We start from the raw sequence: 20368 nt of genomic DNA, 5'->3' as shown, positions 1-20368 counted from the left end.
TGTCGGTTGCGGGTGGGGGGAAGTTGTGGGGATTGTGGGAGCGCGTCCGGGTCCGAGACGCACGTGGCTGGCGGGATTGGCTGTCACGGGTGTTCTGCTAGGGCTCCCGGAGGTGGTGGGGGGATTGCCTCCCGCAGTGGCCGCCGACAATCCTTCGCCTGCAGCCGGCACGGGCCGGAGCGACCGCGCGCCGCTGGAAACCCCGGAGAGTTTGGCTGTGTCCGAGGCCAAACGGACCAAGAAGCCAGTGCAGGTCCCGGCGTTGACGTCCGAGACGAGCGAGGTGCTGGCGCAACCCGACGGCACATTGGCGTCGACCACGCATATCGTGCCGGTCCGCACCCGTAAAGCTGGTCGATGGGTCGCGATCGACACTGCGCTGAGCACTCGACCGGACGGTTCATTGGCGCCGAAGGCGATGTTGGCCGATCTGGCGTTCTCCGGCGGGGGTGACAAGCAGCCGCTGGTGGTGATGTCGCGCGCGGGCAAGGATCTCAAGCTCACGTGGCCCCGGCCACTGCCCAAGCCGGTGGTGTCCCACGGCACGGCGGAGTATCGGTCCGTGCTGCCGGACGTGGACCTGCAGTTGACCGCGACCGCCACAGGTTTCACGCAGTTGCTGGTGGTCAAGACCGCGCAGGCGGCGAAGAACCCCGAGCTGAACCAGCTCAAGCTGGGCCTGGCCAATGGCGGTCTGAGCGTGCAGGAGCGACCGGACGGTTCCCTGGCCGCGGTGGACACTTCCGCGGGCGGAACGGTCTTCGAGGCGCCCCGGCCAGTGATGTACGACTCGTCGGAGATGGCGAAGAGCGGGACAGCGCCGGTAGCGGCGCCGGCTGCGGCGGCCCGGACCAGCGCACCGCCCGCTGCGGCCCTTTCCACCGAGCTGTTCGCCGTCGCGCCGTCGCGTGTGGACGGTGCGTCGCACGCCGCATCGGTAGAGGTCCAGGTCCCGACCGACCAGAAGTCGATGGTCCTTACTCCTGACCAGGCCCTGCTGGACGCGCCGACGACGGTATTTCCAGTCATGATCGACCCGAAGTGGGATACCCCCCTCAAATCCGCGTGGACGGGCGTGTCCCAGTACTGGAACAGTCATGCGTACTGGCACTTCGGGGCGACGGACAATTACGACTTCGGCGTCGGATTCTGTGGGGACAAGGAGAACTGCGAGCCGCTGGACCGCAAGCGGGTGTTCTACGAGATCCCCTCGGCTCAGTTCGCGAACAAGCACATCTTGTCGGCCACATTCAGCGCGCACGAGTCGCACTCCTTCAGCTGTGCGAAGAAGAACGTGCAACTGTGGCTGACCAGGCGAATAGGATCCGGAACCACTTGGGACAATTCCCAAGGTACGGCCAAGGACCCGTTCTGGCAGAAGTGGCTCCAGACGGTGCCCGCGGCTTTCGGCTACACCGGGTGTGGCGCCGCTGAGGTGGAGTTCGGCGGCACCGCTACGGGCGCGGTGAGGGACCTGGTGCAGACGGCCGCGAACAGCGGTTGGCCGACGATCACCTTCGGCCTGAAGGCGGAGGACGAGAACGACAAGTACGCATGGAAGCGCTTCAGCGCCGAAGCGAGTCTTCATGTGTTGTACAACCTTCCCCCGCGCCAGGCGCCGATGAGCGACCTGTCCATGTCGCCCGGCTCGCAGTGCCTGGCCACGGGTGTGCAGATCAACAAAATGCCGCAGATCAGCGCCAAAGTCTCGGACCCGGACGGCGAGAAGATCGGGATCCAGTTCGGCGCGGCCTGGGATTCCGGCGACGGCAAGGGGGTCATCCGCCGTTGGTGGTCCACCGGCGCGGAGGCCACTGCTCCTGCCCCGAACACATTCAAGGCTTCGGGCTCGATGTTCTCGATCACCCTGCCTCCGGCCATTCCGCTGAACAAGTGGTTCGGCTGGGAGGTCCGAGCATGGGACGGCTCGGAATGGGGACCGTGGAGTTCCACCGGCAGTCCGACCGCCTGCTACGTCCAGGTGGATACGACGACTCCATCGGGCCCGACGGTGACCTCGCCCTCGTACCCGGGCTCCACCGACGCGCAGGCCACCCTTCCCTATACCGACGGCGTAGGCCGGTATGGCGCCTTCACCATGACGTCCGCCTCCCCCGACGTCACGAAGTATCAGTGGGGGCTCGACACGTCCCCTTCGGCGGCCAACCAGGTGAGTACCACTGGAGGTGCGGCACAGACGGTCAACATAATGCCGCCGTCGGCCGGCCCGCACCTGCTGTCCGTCCGTGCGCTCGACTCGGCCGGCAACGCCTCCCAGCCGGAGACCTATTACTTCAACGTCAGTAATGGCGCTCCGCAACGTGCTGGTTGGTCGATGGACGACAGCCCCGGGTCGAGCACATTTACCGGCACCGGAGGAGCGTTCACCGTGGCGCCCGCCTCCGGCGCCACGGCCGGCGCGGCAGGCCACAATGGGAATGCCCTGGCGCTGGACGGAACAACGAACGGCTATGCGGCCACCCAGGCATCGGTTGTGGACACCACGCGCAGCTTTACGGTTGCCGCATGGGTCAATCCGACTGCCGTCACGGGCAGCCACATGGTGGTCAGCCAGGACGGATATCCCTACACCGGCGGCTTCGGTCTGGGTCTTGACAACGGCAAGTGGGCCTTCATGACGACCGCCGTCGCCAATGGACCGGGCTTGCGCTGGCAGGTGGCGTTCTCCGATGCACCCGTGACCGCCGGGACGTGGACACACCTGCTGGGTGAGTACAACGCAGCGGCCAAGACGGTGTCCGTGTACGTCGACGGTTCCGCACCCGCTTCTGCTCCGGCTCCGCTTGCCGAGGAGGCCCGTGGTCCGCTGGAGTTCGGCAGGTTCCAACTGGTCGGTGCCTATACCTTTCCCTGGCAAGGTGCGGTGGACGATGTCCACATCTGGGACCGGGCGTTGCCCGCCGCCGATGCGGTCCAAGCCGCCGCCGGCACCGGGCCAACGGCGGGGACTGCGGCCAAGGTGATCTGGCCGTTCGACGAACCCACCGGTGCCGCCGCGCTCACCGGCAAGGCAGAATCCAGCGACGCAGCCGTCTTCGGGAATCCACAGAACGGCATCACGGGCGTGACCGGGAAAGCGGTGCACTTCGACGGTGTGGACGACTACGCCGTCACCGCCCGCCCGCAGGTGGACGGGGCTGCCTCCTTCTCGGTCTCGGCGTGGGTCCGGCTGCCTGCGATTGCCGCGGGCGATACCCGGACCCGTACGGTCCTGACCCAGGCTGGTCTGCACAACAGCGAGTTCGCGATGTACTACGCGCCCGATGTGAAGAAGTGGGTTTTCGGCCGGTACCGGGATGACATTTCCGCCGACACCCTGGTGCGCGCCTCGCAACCCGCCTGTGCCGGCCCGATCGGCACGACGCCGTGCTTCGGCGCCGCGGCGAACGAGTGGACACACCTGCTCGGTGTGTCCGATGCCACCGCCGGCAGGATTCGCCTGTACATCAACGGATACCTGGTCGGTGAGAACACCTACGTGCAGACCAAGCCGTGGACTGCTCCGGGCGGGATGCAGATCGGCGCCGCCAGCCGCGAGGGCAAAGCCGGTGAGTGGTTCGGAGGTGACGTCGACGACGTGCGCGTCTTCGACCGCGTGTTGACCGACCCCGAGGCTCACGAGATGGTCCAGCAACGCCCCCAACTGGCGGGCCACTGGAAGTTCGACACCGCCTCCGGTACACCGCTTGCCGCTCCCGACGAGGCAGGCCCGGCACACAACGCGGTCCTGTACAACCAGGCGTACATCGACGGCGCGGGTGGTGTGACCGGCACCGGCGGTCTGTCGACGAACGGTACGACCGACTATGCCGCCACCGTGGCGCCCCCGCTGCACACCGGCCAGTCGTTCACCCTCGCTGGTTGGGCGCAGACAGCCGGTTCGCCCGACCGGGACATGACCGTCCTATCACTCGGCGGCGGCACCAACAGCTCCGTGACCATCCGCTGGGACTTCCTGAAAACGGTCAGCGTTCCGGGAAGCCAGGAAGTCGAGAACCTCGGTCAGTGGCAGGTGGAGGTGACCGACAAGGACGCCTCCGGAGCCACCCGTACCGGTGCTGTCCACACCTTCGATCCCGCGATGCGGATGGGTTATTGGAACCATCTGGCCGTGGTCTACGACAGTTTCACCGACCAGCTGACGCTCTACGTCAACGGCCAACCCGAGAACCAGCTGTGTCCCGACGGCGATACGTCCGGTACGTGTACCGATCACGTCTCATGGACCACCGCGAGCCAGCCCTTCGAGTCCACCGGCGGACTGCAGTTCGGCCGCAACCGATCCGGCGCCGCTTGGACGGAGTACTTCTCGGGCGAGCTGAACGACGTGTGGGCCTACCAGGGTGTCCTCAGTGCGGCGCAGATCACCACCTTGGCCGACCCCACCGCCGGGCTGGACGTCACCACCGCACCATGACCGACGACGGGGGGAGGAGCCGGGCCACCGGCCCTCCCTCGCGCCCTGTTGAGTCCCTTCCCACCATTTGCACAGAGCCAGGCGCACCCCTTCACGGGTACCGCTGCGAAAGGGCTGGAGATGCGTACGACACAGACCAAGGCTGGCAGACCACGCCGCCTTGTGTCCGCCAGACTCGCCGTGATCCTTACGGCGGCCCTCGCGGGTACCCTGCTGCAGACCCTCCCGGCGGTGTCCCCCAGCGTCGCGGCGGAGACCGGGCATTCCGGCGCGCAAGTCTCGGAAACGCCGGTCAAGGGCAGCGCCGGCAGCGTCAAACCCCGTAAGAGGGAAGCAACTACGACGCCGTCCGCACCCGCGACCGTGTGGCCGCTCGAGAGCAGCACCGTTGTCAACCTGCTGCCCTCGGCGCAGGCAACGGCCCCACGGCGGGGTTTGAAGTCAGCCGCCGCGCTTCCAGTCACCCTCGCCGTGCCTGCTGCCCCCCGCTCACCGAACGCTGCGAAGGCCGCCGCACCGCCCGTGTCTGCCGCCACGGTGAAGGTTCTGAACCGAGCCGCCGCCGGCCGAGCCGGTGTGGACGGTGTCTTGATGACGTTGGGCCCGGTCGGCACCGCAGCCAAAGCCGGTCGGACGACGTTGACCTTGGACTACAGCGGCTTCGCCCGCGCCGCCGGCGCCGGCTACGGGTCGCGGCTGCGCCTGGTGCAGCTCCCGGCCTGTGCGCTGACCCATCCGGAGCGGACCGAGTGCCGCCAACAGACCCCGCTGGCAGGTGCCAACGACTCCGAGCGGCAAACAATCAGCGCCGACGCTGTGACCGTTCCCGCCGCTGCCACTTCGCGCGCACTGCCGGCCGCCATGGGAGGGGTGACGGTGCTGGCCGCGACCGCCACAACATCCGGCCCGAGCGGTGACTACAAGGCATCCCCGCTGTCCTCCGCCTCGACCTGGAAGACCGGCCTCAACAGCGGGTCGTTCTCGTGGTCGTACAACATGCCGGTACCGCAGGTCCCCAATCCTCTGAGCCCCAAGCTCGATCTGTCGTACTCGTCGGGCGCGGTTGACGGCCGGACGGCCAACAGCAATAACCAGTCGTCCTGGGCCGGCGACGGCTTCGACATCGCACCCGGTTTCGTCGAGCGCAGCTACAAGCCCTGCGGCGACGACGGCGTCAAGACCAATGACACCGAACCGGGAGACCTGTGCTGGGGGTACGACAACGCCACGATTGACTTCAACGGCCACTCGGGTGAGCTGATCGCGGTCTCGGCGGACGAATGGCGGATCAAGGGCGACGACGGCACCAAGGTCACCCGCGCGAAGGACCTCGGGCGCGGCAACGGCGACAACGACGGCGAGTACTTCAAGGCCGTCACCAAGGACGGTACCCAGTACTTCTTCGGCTACAACCGGCTGCCCAACTGGGCATCCGGCAAAGCGGAGACGCAGTCCGTCTACACCGTCCCGGTCTTCGGCAATGATGCCGGCGAACCGTGCCACGGATCCTCGTTCGCCACCTCGTGGTGTCAGCAGGGCTGGCGCTGGAACCTCGACCTGGTGCTCGACGTCCATGGCAATGACATCACCTACTGGTACCACCCGGAGAGCAACTCCTACGGCCGCAATCTCACGGACACCGACGACACCCCCTACGTGCGAGGCGGCACGCTCGACCACATCGAGTACGGTCAGCAGAAGTCCGACATCTACTCCGCAACCGTCAAGCCGATGGCACGGGTGGACTTCAGCCCCGCGGAGCGCTGCCTGGAGAGCACGACGGTCTGCGACCCCGCGACCATCGATGCCAACCGGCAGTACTGGTACGACACACCGTGGGACATGAACTGTGCCGCAGGCCAGACCTGCGATTCGGGCCGGCTGGCGCCGACGTTCTGGACGCGTACCCGGCTGGCCAAGGTGACCGCACGCACCCTGCAGTCCGATGGCGGCTACAAGGACGTCGACTCCTGGGCCCTTCATTACCACTGGGGTACCGCCGACAGCGACTACCAGCTGCTGCTCGACTCCATCCTGCACACCGGGCTCGCCGGCACCCCCTCCGCCGCACTTCCGGCCACCACTTTCGGCTACGACCAGAGGCCCAACCGTCTGGACCGGACCGGCGACGGCCGCTCCGCTTTCATCAAGGAGCGCCTCGGCACCGTCGACGACGAGCTCGGCGGCCAGCTGGACATCAACTACTCCGCAGCGGCGTGCGACGCGAACGCGCTGCCCACGCCGCAGGCCAACACCACCCGTTGCTTCCCACAGAAGTACCGGCCCGGCTACGACTCCCCGGTCACCACGGAGTGGTTCAACAAGTATGTCGTCGACTCGGTTCTCGCCACCGACCGTACCGGGGGCGCCCCCGACATGGTCACCCGCTACACGTATCTCGACGGTGCCGCTTGGCACTTCGATGACGACGACGGCCTGACCAAAGACGCGCTCAAGACATGGTCGCAGTGGCACGGGTACGGCCGTACCCGCGTCCAGACCGGCGGCACACAGAGGATGTCCACCCAGACCGACCACTATTTCCTCCGTGGCATGGACGGCGACCGCTCGGATCCGGCGGACAAGAGCAAGACCCGTTCGGTGAGGGTGCCGAACGGTGAGGGCTCTGCGGTCACCGACGATCCTGCCTGGGCGGGCTACGAGTACCGCACTGAGTACGACACGGGGCCCGATGGTCCTGTCTTGATCAAGTCGGTCAACACGCCGTGGAAGGAGGAGACCGCCAAGCGCATCCGGGACTGGGGTACCACCACAGCCGATCTGGTCGCAACGTCAGTGGCACGCGCATTCACCTCCCTCGACAACGGCGCCGGCGCCACATGGCGTGAGGTCCGAGTCAACACGACTCTCGACGCCAACGCGCGCGCCGTGCAGGTCGAGTCGCTGGGTGACGTGGGTATCGCCGGCGACGACACATGTGCCCGGTCGACCTACGCGGACAACACCACCGACTGGATATTCACCGCTGCGATCCATTCAGAAACGGTGGCGGGTAACTGCTCGGCGGCCGTCAACCGCGACACCCGGCCCGACGGATCCTCGGCAGTGCTGTCGGACTCCCGGACCCGCTACGACGGTCAGTCTTACGGCAAGGCACCCATCAAGGGCCTCGCTACCATGACCGAAGCCCTCAAGTCCCGCAGTGGCAACACCGCCATCTATCTGGACAACACAGCCGCCTACGACGCGTACGGGCGTCAGATCGCCACCACCGCCCTCGCTTCCACCAGCGTCTTCAACCCGTCCAGCGACGCAGTCGCGCCGATCACCACGGCCGTCGCCAACCCGCGGACCACGACCACCGCCTACACCCCGGCCACCGGCCGACCGACGAAGGCCGTTGTCACCACCCCGCCCGCGAAGATCGGCACCGCGGCCTCCGCACAGTCCATCACCACCGAGTACGATCCGCTCCGAGGTCTGGCAGCCGCCACCGTCGACATCAATGGCCTGCGTACCGACTTCCAGTTCGACGCGCTGGGCCGCTATCAGAAGGTATGGCAGCCGAACCGTTCCAAGTCCTCTGGTCAGTCGCCCAACTTCCAGTTCACCTACAACAGCCAGGACGGCGCGATCCGCTCCCTGGCCACCGCTTCGGTGAACAACGACGGCTCCCAGGAAACTGCTTACACCCTCTTCGACGGTTTCGGCCGGAAGCGTCAGACCCAAACCAGAGGCGACGGCGGCGGCCGGATCCTCACCGACACGTTCTACGACGAGCGCGGCCTGAACGCGCTCGCCTACTCCTCGTACTACGCCACAGGCGTCCCGACCGGGACGTTGTTCAAGATCGAGGACGCCACCGGCGTCGAGACGCAGAACTCAACGCAGTTCGACGGTCTGGGCCGTCCGACCAAGATCACCCAGCTGGCGGGGAACGGCGTCGGCACTCCGTTGTGGACCACGACCAGGGTTTACGGCGGGGACCGCCTCACCGTGACCCCGCCCAAGGGCTCGCCCCCGACCACCACCTTGATGGACGCCGCCGGGCGGGCGACCGAGTTGCGCCAGTACAAGGACGGCACAGCTACCGGCGCCTACGACTCGACCGCGTACGACTACGACGCCGCGGGGCGCCTCACCACGCTCACCGATCCGTCGCACACGGTGTGGTCATGGACCTATGACCAGTTCGGCCGCCAGGTCAAAGCGGTCGATCCCGACAGCGGCACCACCTCCAAGGCGTACAACGACCGCGGTGAACTGGTGACGACCCAGGACAACCGTGGCAAGGTCGTCGCGCACATCTACGACAACCTCTCCCGCCAGATCGAAACCCGGGACGGATCGGTCACGGGAGCTCAGCTCACGTCGCAGAGTTGGGATCCAGCCGGGAACAAGGGGGAAGTGGACTCAACCGTCCGCTACGTAACGGTCAGCGGTGCCACCTACCAGTACAAGGTCGCGTACAGCCTGTACGACGCCTTGTACCGCCCGCAGCGAACCACGGTCACTGTTCCGTCGCTGCCGGGCCAGGAAGGGCTCGCGGGCGTCTACACCACCGGATCCACCTACAACCTCGACGGAACGACCAAGTCGGTTGCCTATCCCGCCGCAGGACACCTCCCCGCTGAATCCGTTGCCTTCACCTACGACGCCCTGCACCGCCCGGTGGGCATCGGTGGCAATCTGTCGACCTACCTCACCGGCCAGACCTTCAGCCTCACCGGAAAACCGCTGAAGTCCACCCTCAACGCCGGCGCGAAGAAGACCTGGATCACCAATTCCTACGAGTGGGGCACCCAGCGTCTGTCCGGGAGCCGCACCGACCAGGAAGACGTCGCCGGAGCGGCCCGGGCCACTTCTTACAGTTACGACGAGACGGGCAACGTCACCTCGCTGACAGACTCCTCCCGCACTGGCACCGACCGGCAGTGCTTCACCTACGACTACCAAGCGCGATTGACAACGGCGTTCACCCCGAGCCGCGCCGATTGTTCCGCCGCACCGGACGCTTCCGCACTGGCCGGTCCGGCCCCGTACTGGAGCAGTTACACCTACAACACCGACGGCACCCGCCACACCCAGACCCAGCACGACACGGATGGCGACAGCACTCAGGACAAGTCCAGTACGTACACCTACCCAGCTCCCGGCGCGGCCCAGCCGCACTCCCTGAGCGCCACCAGCACCCGCACCGACGCCGGCGGCACTCCCGTCGACCAGAACTACGTCTACGACGCGTCGGGCAACACCATCGAGCGACACCTGAAGCTGAGCCCGGCCACCAGCAGTGACCAGCTGCTGACGTGGGATACCGAAGGCCACCTGGCCAAGGCCACCAGTTCGATCAAGACCGGAACCTCCAGCTCCACCAAGACCACCGACTACGTCTACGCCGCCGATGGCACGCGGCTGCTGCAGCACTCGACCGACACCGCCGTTCCCGCAGCGGAGAACACCACTTTGTACTTCGGTACGACCGAGCTGAACCTGGTGAAGGGGGCCGCCAAACCCACCGCGACCCGCTACTACCCCTTGGGCTCGGCCACCGCGGTCCGTACCGACGACAACAAGGTCGTCTTCCAGATCGCAGACTCCCACGGCACGGCCGACGCGAGCATCGATGCCGCTTCTGGGCTACTGACCCAGCGGCGCGAGAGTCCCTTCGGAGAGGACCGCGGCGCTCAACCGGCCAGTTGGGCGGGCACCAAGAGCTTCGTCGGCGGCGTCAAGGACACCGGCACCGGCCTCATCCACCTCGGTGCACGCGAGTACGATCCCGCTACCGGGCGTTTCCTTTCTGTGGACCCGCTACTCGCCGCCGACGACGTCCAATCTCTCAACGGCTACGTCTATTCCCACAGCAATCCCCTCACCCGGAGCGATCCGACGGGCCAGTACGACCCCGACGAGCGCGCCTATTGCACCAGCAATCCCACTCAGTGCAAGGACGGTCGATACACGGGCGGAGGTGTCCCGGAGGAGTCTGCCGCAACCGTCGGCGAACCGGACAAGGCCGACAGCGGCGCCCGGAAGCTCACGACCCGTGACGGCCGCGTCTACCGGCTGAGCAACCGCGAGATCAACGCCGACCCCGACGAGAAGTCGGTCTTTGAGTATCTCAATGCAGGTCTCAAGGACAGTGGCAAGTACTCGGAATTCGGCGACCAAGATGGCGTTCAGTACGTCGGAGTCCTCAGGAGCAATAAACCAGGTGTCCGTACCGCCGACATGGTCCGTCTCGAGTGGAAGGGCGGAAAGGTTGTCGAAGTCACGAGGGTCGACATCGTCACTCGCATGACCAACGCAGTGAACGGCGCCGTCATGCGGCTCAAGGACAAAGCAGGGCAGTTGGGCAAGGATCGGCAGTCGGACTCGGCTGTCGTCAACTTCAAGGGTGTTTCCGCGGAGGACGCCAGTAAGATCCTTGACGCCGCGAGAGACCAAGGGGTCGACATGGACGCGGTTCGGGCCATCAACACCGAAAAGAGTCAATGGTACGACCAACTTGTCGAGCTCAAGTCGGGTGGCGTCCGCCTCACGGACGTTGATCCGATTGTGGGCATCGGCGGTGGCGGCCCACCGATAATCGAGGACGGAGCTCCCGCCGCCCCGCGAGGAACGTCGCCCAACGAAGGCAGAGATCCGATGGAGGAGCCGGCACCTCTCCTGCCGGAAGAACCCGTAGCACCAATCGAGCCCATCGAACCCTTTTAGGTTTCGGAACCGCTTGGTACATCTAACCTGACGGATGCCCCGAACCTGCTAAAGTGCATATGCTTCACGTGCGTTGGCAGGTTCGGGGCATCTTCTGATGTCGCACAGAATGGGGAGAGGAATTGAGTGGCTTCAAATGCGCTTGTGGGAACATTTTCCGCGGTTCGAGTAGGACCGGCGAACATTTTCGAATGATTCCCGACGAGCACTTTGACACGATCGCCTGGCCGGACGTTGTCGATCTGGGCAGTGATGAGCGTCGAAGTGCTGTCGAGGCGTCGCTCGCCTCCCTGTATCTGTGCGGAAATTGTGGACGGTTGTATCGCGAAGATGCATCCGGCCATACGTTCGCTTACATTGCGAACGCTGCTCCACCCCGCGTCTGGGCCGACTTCACCGACCTCGACTCCCTGGGGCGGGTCCTGCTCCGCGGGGACCGGAGTCTTGCAGATATTCGTCGCCAAAAGCTCATTTTCAATCCGCCACTCGATGTGCTGCTCTATGACGACTCCGGTGCCGAATGCCCCGGCGAGGCAAATTTCGGCCTCTCGGCCTCCTCCGATTCCGAGAGTTCCGACGTCTACGATATGACGCTGTGGGCTGTCACACTGCAGAAGTGAGTTCGGCGGGAGCATCGCGGAGACATGTTCCGGCAAAGAAACCGTCGGCCGCCCGCTCCGCTTTCTTCCGCCGGAGCTCGGATGCGACGGGCGGGGCGACTCCGAAGCGCTCTGCCCTCGCCTCGCTCGGCGTTCAACTCCGTTCTACCGTCCGACCCGTCCCAGCCTCAGGTCCCCCCGAGCAGCGGATCCGAAGATCGCCGTGCCACAGTCGTGCCAGATTTGTCGGACGACGCCAGAACCGGGTCCCGTCCAGCAGCCGTCCTGCTCAGGTCGGCCAGGACGATCGACACCCGTGTTCCTGAAGCTGGTGTCTCTGGCAGGAACTGCTTGGGACAGACCCGCGCCGCTAGTAGACGACGCGCAGAGAGCCAGGCCACCGGGCTGATCCGGGAGTCTGGACCTCGGGGGTCGTCCGAACCCCCGCGGAGTCCTGTTCTGGCTGATCACGGCGTACAGGTCGATGGCGATCAGGGCGCGGCTGCCGGGCACTTCGGCGGCGAAGATCCCGTCTTTGGCGGTGCGTTGGGTTGCGGTCTGCAGCAGCTCCATGTGCGTCAGCAGTGGGGTGTCGATGTCATGGAGCCGCTCGTTGGGGTTGTCCCCGGGCAGTGCCGATCCGGTGCGGATGGCCTCGTATCCGGTCGCGATCCGGTGCTCCTGGACAATTGCGGTACCTGGGGTTGGTCTTGCTCTCATAGGTGTGGTCCGTCGTCCTACCAGACAGTGGTGTCGCCGATCCGCAGGCAGTTGGTCAGGTCGTGCATGAGTGCGAACGGCCGCTGTCGCGCCAGTGGCTCTCTACGGTCTCCAGCTCCGTTTTCAAGCCGGCCTTGCGCGCCATGATTCCGGGCGGTGCGTTTCGGCACAGGGCCAGGATGTACCGGCGGTGGTGGTTGAAGGCCCGCCAGGCCAATGCGTCACCTACCGAGCAGAACTGCCGCGCCACGCGCTCGCACAGCTCACGCTCGAGGATCCACGTCTCGATGTCGGACAGGGGTGGCCCTGACTGCGGTTCGGGCACACCGGCTTGGGGTCTTACCACCGCGCATGCGCTTGACGCCTTGCTGAAGGCGTTGCGGTGTTCCTCCACGTCGAGGAGGCGTCGAAGCAGGTCCTGTTGCAGTTCGTAGCTGTCCTGCGGGCTACGGCAGGCTCGTACGAGCTCGATCAACGGCAGCAAGTACACCTGTGCGGACTGGTGTCTGGGCGCGTGATCACCCCTTCGGGCTCAAAGCCAGATTCGAACAGTTTCACCCTCGCAGTGTCGTCCCACCATGCCCCGCAACGAGACAGATTTTCCGAGCTCCGCCTCAGCGAGCTGCCGTGGGTGTTGGGAGTTCCTCCATGCGAGGCGTTACGGCAGGGGCGACGCGTCCGGGGCGATGTCGACGACGGTGACCTGGATCGTCGGCTCGTGAGTGAGCAGGAGGCGCGGGTTGCTTCCGTCGAGGGCGGCGGTGCCGATGCCGTGGGGTGGAAACGGCCCGATCATCCGGCCGTTGCCGACGGCGATGCAGCCGTCGGGCAGGTCTTCGGTCTGGTCGATGCGCCGGGTCGTGCCGCTCACGACGTCGACGATGAGTGCGGGCGCCCGGGGAGTCTCGTCGTAGTCGACGTCTTCGGGGAACATGACGAGTTCCTGCTCGCTGAACCAGGAACCCTGTGAGGAGTCCAGGGCTTCCATCTCGGTGAAGTGGGTGACCAGTCTGCCGGTACTGGAATCGAGGACAGTGATGGCGCACGTCTCGTCGACATCAAGGTGGACGATGGCGATGAAGTGGCCGTCCGGCGACCAGCTGATGGCCCTCTCCGCGGGCGCGAGGCCCGGACCGGACCACAGGCGGCGCCGGTCGCCGGTGACGAGGTCGATGAGACTGACGATCAGCAGGTCTGCTTCGAACCGGTCGTCGGGCCCTCGGTCCTGGTCGGCGGACAGGACAGCGAGTGAGCGCCCGTCCGGAGAGAACCCCGCGCGCAGGTCCGAGCCGTCGGTCTCGGCGTCGAACCGTGCCTCGGTGCCGTCGGCCAAAAGGTGAACCACCAGCAGTTCCCTTCCGTGGCCGGAGGCGGTACTGCTGAGATAGGCCATTCGGCGTCCGTCACGGGAGAGGGCGATTGCGTCGGTGCGCGCATCTGTCGGCGTACACGGGACCCTGACGAACGATCCGCTGTCCGCGTCCTGGACGATCACTGTCCGACGTCCGTTGTCGGGCGTCTCCGCCTGGAGCAGCAGTCCGGCCCGCTCGATGCGACGCACCTCCAGCCCGTCCATCGACAGTTCCCATGGCCGATCCGCTGCCACCGAGCCTCCCACCGAAGTGATGCCTGCCTTCGCACTGCCGCCGGAAACCGTATCAGGCGGGTACGGCCGGCGAGGTGCGACCACTCATGGGCACGGGCACTTCCCCCGACCGCGGTCGAATCGGCGGAATTCGGCCCCGAAGACTTTCGATTCGGAATCCACCGTTCCGGAGGGAGGAATTCCGATTTTCCACGCCCGTGTCAAAATTGAGGCCCCCTTGTTGCGCGTGATCACCTCGGCTAGCATCACGTCCTCATGGGGATACTTCTGGGGTTTCGGCTGCGAACGGTGCGTCAACTCTGCATATTCGTGGCGGCCATTCTGGTCGCCGCATTGCTCGTTCCTGTTGAGGCTGCATGGTTCCCCCAAAAGGCTTTTGCTGCCACATGCACGAATAGCTCCGACTGGTCGGCGGGAACCCGCAAGGAGTCGGCCCGATGCATCAACAGTTTCATGTACAAGACGCGCCGTATCCTCAAGCCGAACCCGGGCTGCTTCGATAATGTCGCCCCCGTAGACGGCTACCTGCGATTCACCTGCGGCCCAGGCGTCGAGGCCATCGGCCAGGCGCGGGCCATCAAGTATCTGAGCGATCATTTGGAGAGCCCGAGCCAGGGGCTGATCAGCCCTAACGTGCAGTGGGAGATGTACCTGCCCGGGAACAAACGACCTGACATCTTCGTCTACGACCGCGCCAACCCGGCTGCCGGGGTGGATGTGATCGAGGCGAAGGTCAAGGGCGAGAACGCCGATTACGCGCAGTGGGGCACCCAGGTCGACGGCTACGTCCAGCAGTTCACCCAGCGGGGAATGGTGAATGTGCGGCGGGGTAACACCCTTAACCGGTGGGGTGCGTACGCCGACGAGTTCCTGGTCCGGGACACGAACAAGGCCTGCACATCCACAGGCGGCACCGGATACATCTGGCGGACCTACAAGGCCACCTCGCCGCAATCCGGCCTGCTGAGCATCGAGGAAGTCCGGGACAAGCGCACCTGCAGTGAGGAGAAGCCCCCGACGTCCTCCAATCCCCAGCCACCGGTGCTGATCGCCGTCCCCGACACGCTGCCTGAGGTGATCTCGACCGTGGCCGAGGACGGTGGACTCGCCGGTGATGTGGCTGCGGCGGGCGGACCAGAGGCCGCTGCTGCGGATTTGATCGCGGAGCTGGAGGTGATGCTGGGCGGCGCCGACGGCTCAGTGATCCTCGCGGAGGCCGGATTCATCACGGTGGAGGCGGCGTTGGGTGCCGGAGCCGTGGCGATCCTGCTGTTCGCCCTCTGGTATCTGATCCACCACGGCGGCCTGGCCAACGGCGATCCGCATATGACCACCGTCGACGGGCTGCACTACGACCTGCAGTCCGCAGGCGAGTTCACCCTCGCCCACTCGGATACGTACGGGATGGACGTCCAGGGACGCTTCACCCCGCTGAGTTCCTCCAGTTCCGTCTCCACGATCAGCCGCGTCGCGATGGAGGTGAATGAGCACCGGGTGGAGTTCACCTCCAGCCAGCTGTTCGTCGACGGCCAGGTGCGGAGCCTGGGCTACGGAAAGATCCTGTCGCTCGGCGAGGGCGGCTACGTCATCCACGATCCCAACGGCGGCTACCTGGTGCTGTGGCGGGGCGTCGGCGGACCTGTCCTGTCCTGGAAGTCCGGCTCGGCCGGCCTGTGGGTGCCGCCGTCCCAGGACGGCGACCTGACGGGCCTGTTCGGCAACGGCGACGGTAATCCGGACAACGACCTGCGGCTCGCCGACGGCACCCAGCTGCCGGCCGACACCTCGCCGACCGTCCTGCACAGCGATTTCGCCGATTCCTGGCGCATCAGCGCCGACGAGTCGCTGTTCACCTACGCCGACGGGCAGGACACGTCCACCTTCACCGACCTGACCTTCCCGTCGACCATCACCACCGTGCATGACCTGACTCCGGACCAGGTCTCACTCGCCTCTGCCCAGTGCGAGACGGCCGGCGTGGCCCCGGGCCCGGCCTTCAACAGCTGCGTCCTGGACCTGGCGCTGACCGCCAACACCGACTTCGCCACCGCCGCCGCCCAACAGCAGAACATCACCTACGACCCGACGGCCCGGGGCGTGGACGCCGCAGGCGATCTGTCCGTCAACTTTGAGAGCTCCTCGCTGCCGTCGAACCTGCTGCCCGCGCGGGTGTCCACCGACCCGGGCACGACCGCCTTCGCCGGTCCCTTCAGCGGCACCGACGCATACCGCTTCTATGTCCAGTCCCTACCGTCCCACCTGCAGGGGACTCTGAGCTTCAACCTGCTGACGATCGGCGACTGGACGACGGGTACCGACACCAAGTCCGTCACAGTGTCGACCGACCGGCAGGAGCCGTACACCATCAAGCCGCAGTCCCTGACGCCGGCGTCGACGGGCACGCTTGCCAGCAGTGTGCGCTACGCGGTGTATCGGGTGACGGTGCCCTTCACGCACGCCGACAGCCAAGCCGAGTTCAAGGTCTCCGCGATGGGTGTCACCGGCATCGCCGACCAGGCTTTCGGAGTCGACGACGTCGCACTGCACATCGACGTGGTACCACCCCAGACCTTCGCCACGTCCCTGCCGTTCTCAGTGTCCGACGGGACCCCTGCGGCCGGCGCCGGGAACCTCGAGAACGGCGCATCGGAGGACGACTACACCTTCGCCGTGACCGCCGGCGCATCGCTGTTCATCGACCCGCACACCTGCCCCGGCGGCACGCGACAACTCCAGTGGGAACTGGAGAACGCCGCGGGCCGAAAGGTCGCATCGGACTACAGTTGTATGGGAGACGAAGTCCATGACCTGCCCGCGGGCACTTACCGGCTGCGCGTCCACCCCCAGAACCAGACGCCGGGCCGATACACGCTCGGCGTCACCAACATCCCGGCCGACGCCTCCGCGATCGCCTCGCTGGACGGACCACCCTCGACGCTGACTACTACCTCGCCGGGACAGAACGGCACCTGGACGTTCACAGGAAACGCCGGACAGCGGGTGTTCCTCGGCTTCCACGGGGGCACCATCAGCGAGTACGACGCCGCGGTGACGGTGCTCAAGCCCGACGGCAGCACACTGCTGGACAGGCAGTACTGCGGGACCTCCTGCACCTTCGACACCACCGTGCTCCCGGTCGGCGGCACCTACACGGTGCGGTTCGACCCGAGCGGCAACGCCACCGGCGCGCTGACCGCGTCCCTCCTCACCGTGCCAGCCGACCTGGCCGCGGCGATCCCGACCAACGGCACGCCGTCCACGCTCACCACGACCATCCCGGGCGAGAACGGACGGTGGACGTTCACCGGAACGGCCGGGCAGAAGGTGTCCTTCGGCCTGTCAGGCGGCACGATCAGCCAGTACGCAGCCCACGCGTCGGTGCTCAAGCCGGACGGCAGCACGCTGCTGAACTGGCAGTACTGTGGGCAGTCCTGCAACTTCGGTGTCACGACGTTGCCGGTCGCCGGGACATACACGGTGTTGTTCGACCCGGATGGAAACCTCACCGGCGCACTGACCGCCAGCGTCTCCAGTCTCGCCACCGCAACCGCCACCGTCGGCGGGCCGGCCGTGACGCTGACGACCACCGCACCAGGGCAGAACGGTGTCTGGACGTTCACCGGCACTGCCGGGCAGCGGGTCTACCTCGACCTGGCGGGCGGTGCCTTCGGCCAGTACAACGCCCGGGTCTCCGTCATATCCCCGGACGGCAGCGTTTTCCTCGCCGAGCAGTACTGCGGGACCGCCTGCGGTTTCGACACCACCGCCCTCCCAGCAGACGGCACGTACACCGTCCTTGTTCGGCCCCTGAGCACTACCTACGGCGCTCTCGTACTTCGCGCTTACCAGGTACCCACGGATGCCGTTGCGGCGATCTCGACCACGGGCACGGCGTCCACACTGACCGCGGGTACACCGGGGCAGAACGGGTGGTGGACGTTCGCCGGGACCGCGGGCCAGAAGGTGGCTGTGGGTCTGTCGGGCGGCACGATCGGCCAGTACAACTCTCATGCTTCGGTGCTCAAGTCGGACGGCAGTGTGTTGCTGGCCGGGCAGTATTGCGGTGCGTCCTGCAACTTCGGCGTCACGACGTTGCCGGTCGCCGGGACGTACACGGTGCTGTTCGATCCGGACGGCAACGCCACCGGGTCGCTGACCGCCAGCGTCTCCGGGGTCGTCACCGCCACCGTCACCGTCGGCGGGCCCGCCATCACCCTCACCACCACCGCAGCGGGGCAGTACGCGAGCTGGGCGTTCACCGGGACCGCGGGGCAGCGCCTTTTCGCTGACCTCAGCGCCGGCGGCTTCGGGCAGTACAACGCCGAGGTGTCGGTGCTGAAGCCGGACGGTAGCGTGTTCCTCGCCGAGCAGTACTGCGGAACGTCCTGCGTCTTCGACGCCACCGCCCTGCCGGTGGCAGGCACGTACACGGTGCTCCTGCGTCCGGTCAGTACCACGCACGGCGCTCTCACCCTCCGCCTCTACCAGGTGCCCGCGGATGCCGGCGCGATGATCTCGACCACCGGCACGGCGTCCACACTGACTGCGGGCACGCCGGGTCAGAACGGCCGGTGGACGTTCTCCGGGACCGCGGGCCAGAAGGTGGCTGTGGGTCTGTCGGGCGGCATGATCAGCCAGTACAACTCTCATGTTTCGGTGCTGAAGCCGGACGGCAGTGTGTTGTCGGCCGCGCAGTACTGCGGGGCGTCCTGCAACTTCGGCGTCACGACGCTGCCGGTCGCCGGGACGTACACGGTGCTGTTCGATCCGGACGGTAACGCCACCGGGTCGCTGACCGCCAGCGTCTCCGGGGTCGCCACCGCCACTGCCACCATCGGCGGGCCCGCCATCAAGCTGACCACCACCGCAGTGGGGCAGAACGGGTCATGGACGTTCGCTGGAACGTCCGGCCAGCGGGTCTACCTCGACCTGACGGCCGGTGCCTTCGGCCAGTACAACGCCGAGGTGTCGGTGCTGAAGCCGGACGGCAGCGTGTTCCTCGCCGAGCAGTACTGCGGGACGTCCTGCGGCTTCGACACGACCGCTCTGCCGGCGACCGGGACGTACACCGTGCTGCTGCGTCCGGTCAGCACCACATACGGCGCTCTGAGCCTGCGCGTCTATCTGGTCCCGGCGGATGTCACTGCGGCGCTGCCCACCACCGGGACCGCGTCCAAACTGACGATCACCACGCCCGGCCAAAACGGGGCGTGGACCTTCGCGGGGACCGCAGGAAAGAAAGCCACCCTCACCTTCTCCGCCGGAACCCTCGGCCAGTACAACGCCGAGGTGTCGGTGCTGAAACCGGACGGCACGACGTTGGTCACCACCACGTACTGCGGAACCTCCTGCACCCCGGCGGCTGTGGCCCTCCCCACCACCGGCACCTACCGAGTCGTCCTCAATCCGCTGGCCAATGCCGTGGGAACGCTCACAGCCACCGTGAAGCTCGCCTGACGGTCCGGCGACCTGACCAGCTGACAACGTGATGAGACGACGAACAAGGAGAACCATGCGCAAGCCCTGGCGCCTGCTCGGCACGGCCGTGGCCCTGGCCCTGATGCTCACCGCGTGCGGAGCCTCAGCCAGTAGGCCCAGGGCCACCGCCTCCGCCCCTGCCCGCGCTGCGGCCCCCGCCGCTGGCGCTGACAGGGCGGTGGTCCAGGGCTATGAATCCGTCCCGCGCACGGCTCTCACCGGCTACCTTTCGTCCCTGCGCGCCATCGACCCCTCGCTCGCTGCCAACGACGTGGAGGCATGGCGGCAGGGCACCTTCCTCTGCTATGAGATCTACGCCGGCGGCCCGCCCCCGGCAGTCGCCGTGTTCGCCGCCCAGGCGTACCAAAGCCTGGGAGCAACGCCAGGCGACGCCGCTGCGATCGTGGCCGCGGCCAAGGCGCACCTGTGCGGGGTCCCCGCACTCAAGAAACAGTGGCAGCAGCACAGTTACCCCAGCTCCCCGTCGCGCTGACCCCTCCGGACCAGATATCCCGCACGAGCGGTCTCAGCCCTTGGCTGTCGTGCGTTGAGCAGGCACCTTACCGGACCCCGCTGTTGCAGGCCGAGACCAGCTCAGCGACGGTGGTGCGCGGCCCACAAAGCCGATATCACGAGTGCGAATTCAGTAGCTGGGCGGTTACGACTATCCTGCCTGGTTCCGCCAATTCGGCGTGGATTGGGCGGTCTGGCGGGGCTATGCGCGTCGTGCAATTGGAAGAAGATGAGAAGAAGCTGTAGCAACTACGAGTGGGGGCGCACTGGAGGCCCGCACGACCGTCACGGTACCTCTCTGGAGGCGCCTGAACGGAAGTCACGTCCCGGGCT

The 20368-nt window shown here is 66.4% G+C and carries 7 protein-coding genes; 5 read left to right on the top strand and 2 right to left on the bottom strand.

The annotated features are described in order from the left end of the window. The first annotated feature begins 136 nt into the window (after positions 1-136). From G3I60_RS46740 to G3I60_RS08935, 3 genes are all read left to right on the top strand, one after another. A complete protein-coding gene (locus G3I60_RS46740) occupies positions 137-4438 on the top strand; it encodes a LamG domain-containing protein (protein ID WP_164293075.1) in 4302 nt (1433 codons plus the stop codon). A gap of 591 nt (positions 4439-5029) precedes the next feature. Then, the gene (locus tag G3I60_RS08940; RefSeq protein ID WP_164293074.1) at positions 5030-11119 is read left to right on the top strand and encodes an RHS repeat domain-containing protein; all 6090 of its coding nucleotides are present in this window, start codon (positions 5030-5032) and stop codon (positions 11117-11119) included. Positions 11120-11310: 191 nt separating this feature from the next. Next, on the top strand, positions 11311-11739 hold the full coding sequence (locus G3I60_RS08935) for a hypothetical protein (RefSeq protein ID WP_164293073.1): 429 nt from the start codon (positions 11311-11313) through the stop codon (positions 11737-11739). Positions 11740-12493: 754 nt separating this feature from the next. Here G3I60_RS08935 and G3I60_RS08930 read toward each other — a convergent pair. Next, the gene (locus G3I60_RS08930; protein WP_164293072.1) at positions 12494-12913 is read right to left on the bottom strand and encodes a hypothetical protein; all 420 of its coding nucleotides are present in this window, start codon (positions 12911-12913) and stop codon (positions 12494-12496) included. Positions 12914-13096: 183 nt separating this feature from the next. Continuing rightward, positions 13097-14044 carry a PD40 domain-containing protein gene (locus G3I60_RS08925; RefSeq protein ID WP_164293071.1) on the bottom strand — a complete coding sequence of 316 codons (948 nt, stop codon included), beginning with the start codon at positions 14042-14044 and terminating at the stop codon, positions 13097-13099. A 453-nt stretch (positions 14045-14497) separates the two neighbouring features. Between G3I60_RS08925 and G3I60_RS08920 the strand changes: the two genes are divergently transcribed. Both G3I60_RS08920 and G3I60_RS08915 read left to right on the top strand, forming a co-directional pair. Next, entirely contained in the window at positions 14498-19501 is a 5004-nt protein-coding gene (locus G3I60_RS08920; RefSeq protein ID WP_164293070.1) for a VWD domain-containing protein, read from the top strand. 55 nt (positions 19502-19556) lie between these two features. Then, entirely contained in the window at positions 19557-20015 is a 459-nt protein-coding gene (locus G3I60_RS08915; protein WP_164293069.1) for a hypothetical protein, read from the top strand. Positions 20016-20368: the final 353 nt, after the last annotated feature.

This window comes from Streptomyces sp. SID13666 (genome assembly GCF_010548325.1).
GTDB lineage: Bacteria > Actinomycetota > Actinomycetes > Streptomycetales > Streptomycetaceae > Actinacidiphila > Actinacidiphila fildesensis.
This window is presented reverse-complemented; position numbering and strand designations above follow the sequence as displayed.

Bases quoted from the DNA above. Each gene is read 5' to 3' on its own strand.
- G3I60_RS08940 (WP_164293074.1), top strand. From the start codon at position 5,030: ATGACGTTGGGCCCGGTCGGCACCGCAGCCAAAGCCGGTCGGACGACG.
- G3I60_RS08935 (WP_164293073.1), top strand. From the start codon at position 11,311: ATGATTCCCGACGAGCACTTTGACACGATCGCCTGGCCGGACGTTGTC.
- G3I60_RS08920 (WP_164293070.1), top strand. From the start codon at position 14,498: ATGTACAAGACGCGCCGTATCCTCAAGCCGAACCCGGGCTGCTTCGAT.
- G3I60_RS08915 (WP_164293069.1), top strand. From the start codon at position 19,557: ATGCGCAAGCCCTGGCGCCTGCTCGGCACGGCCGTGGCCCTGGCCCTG.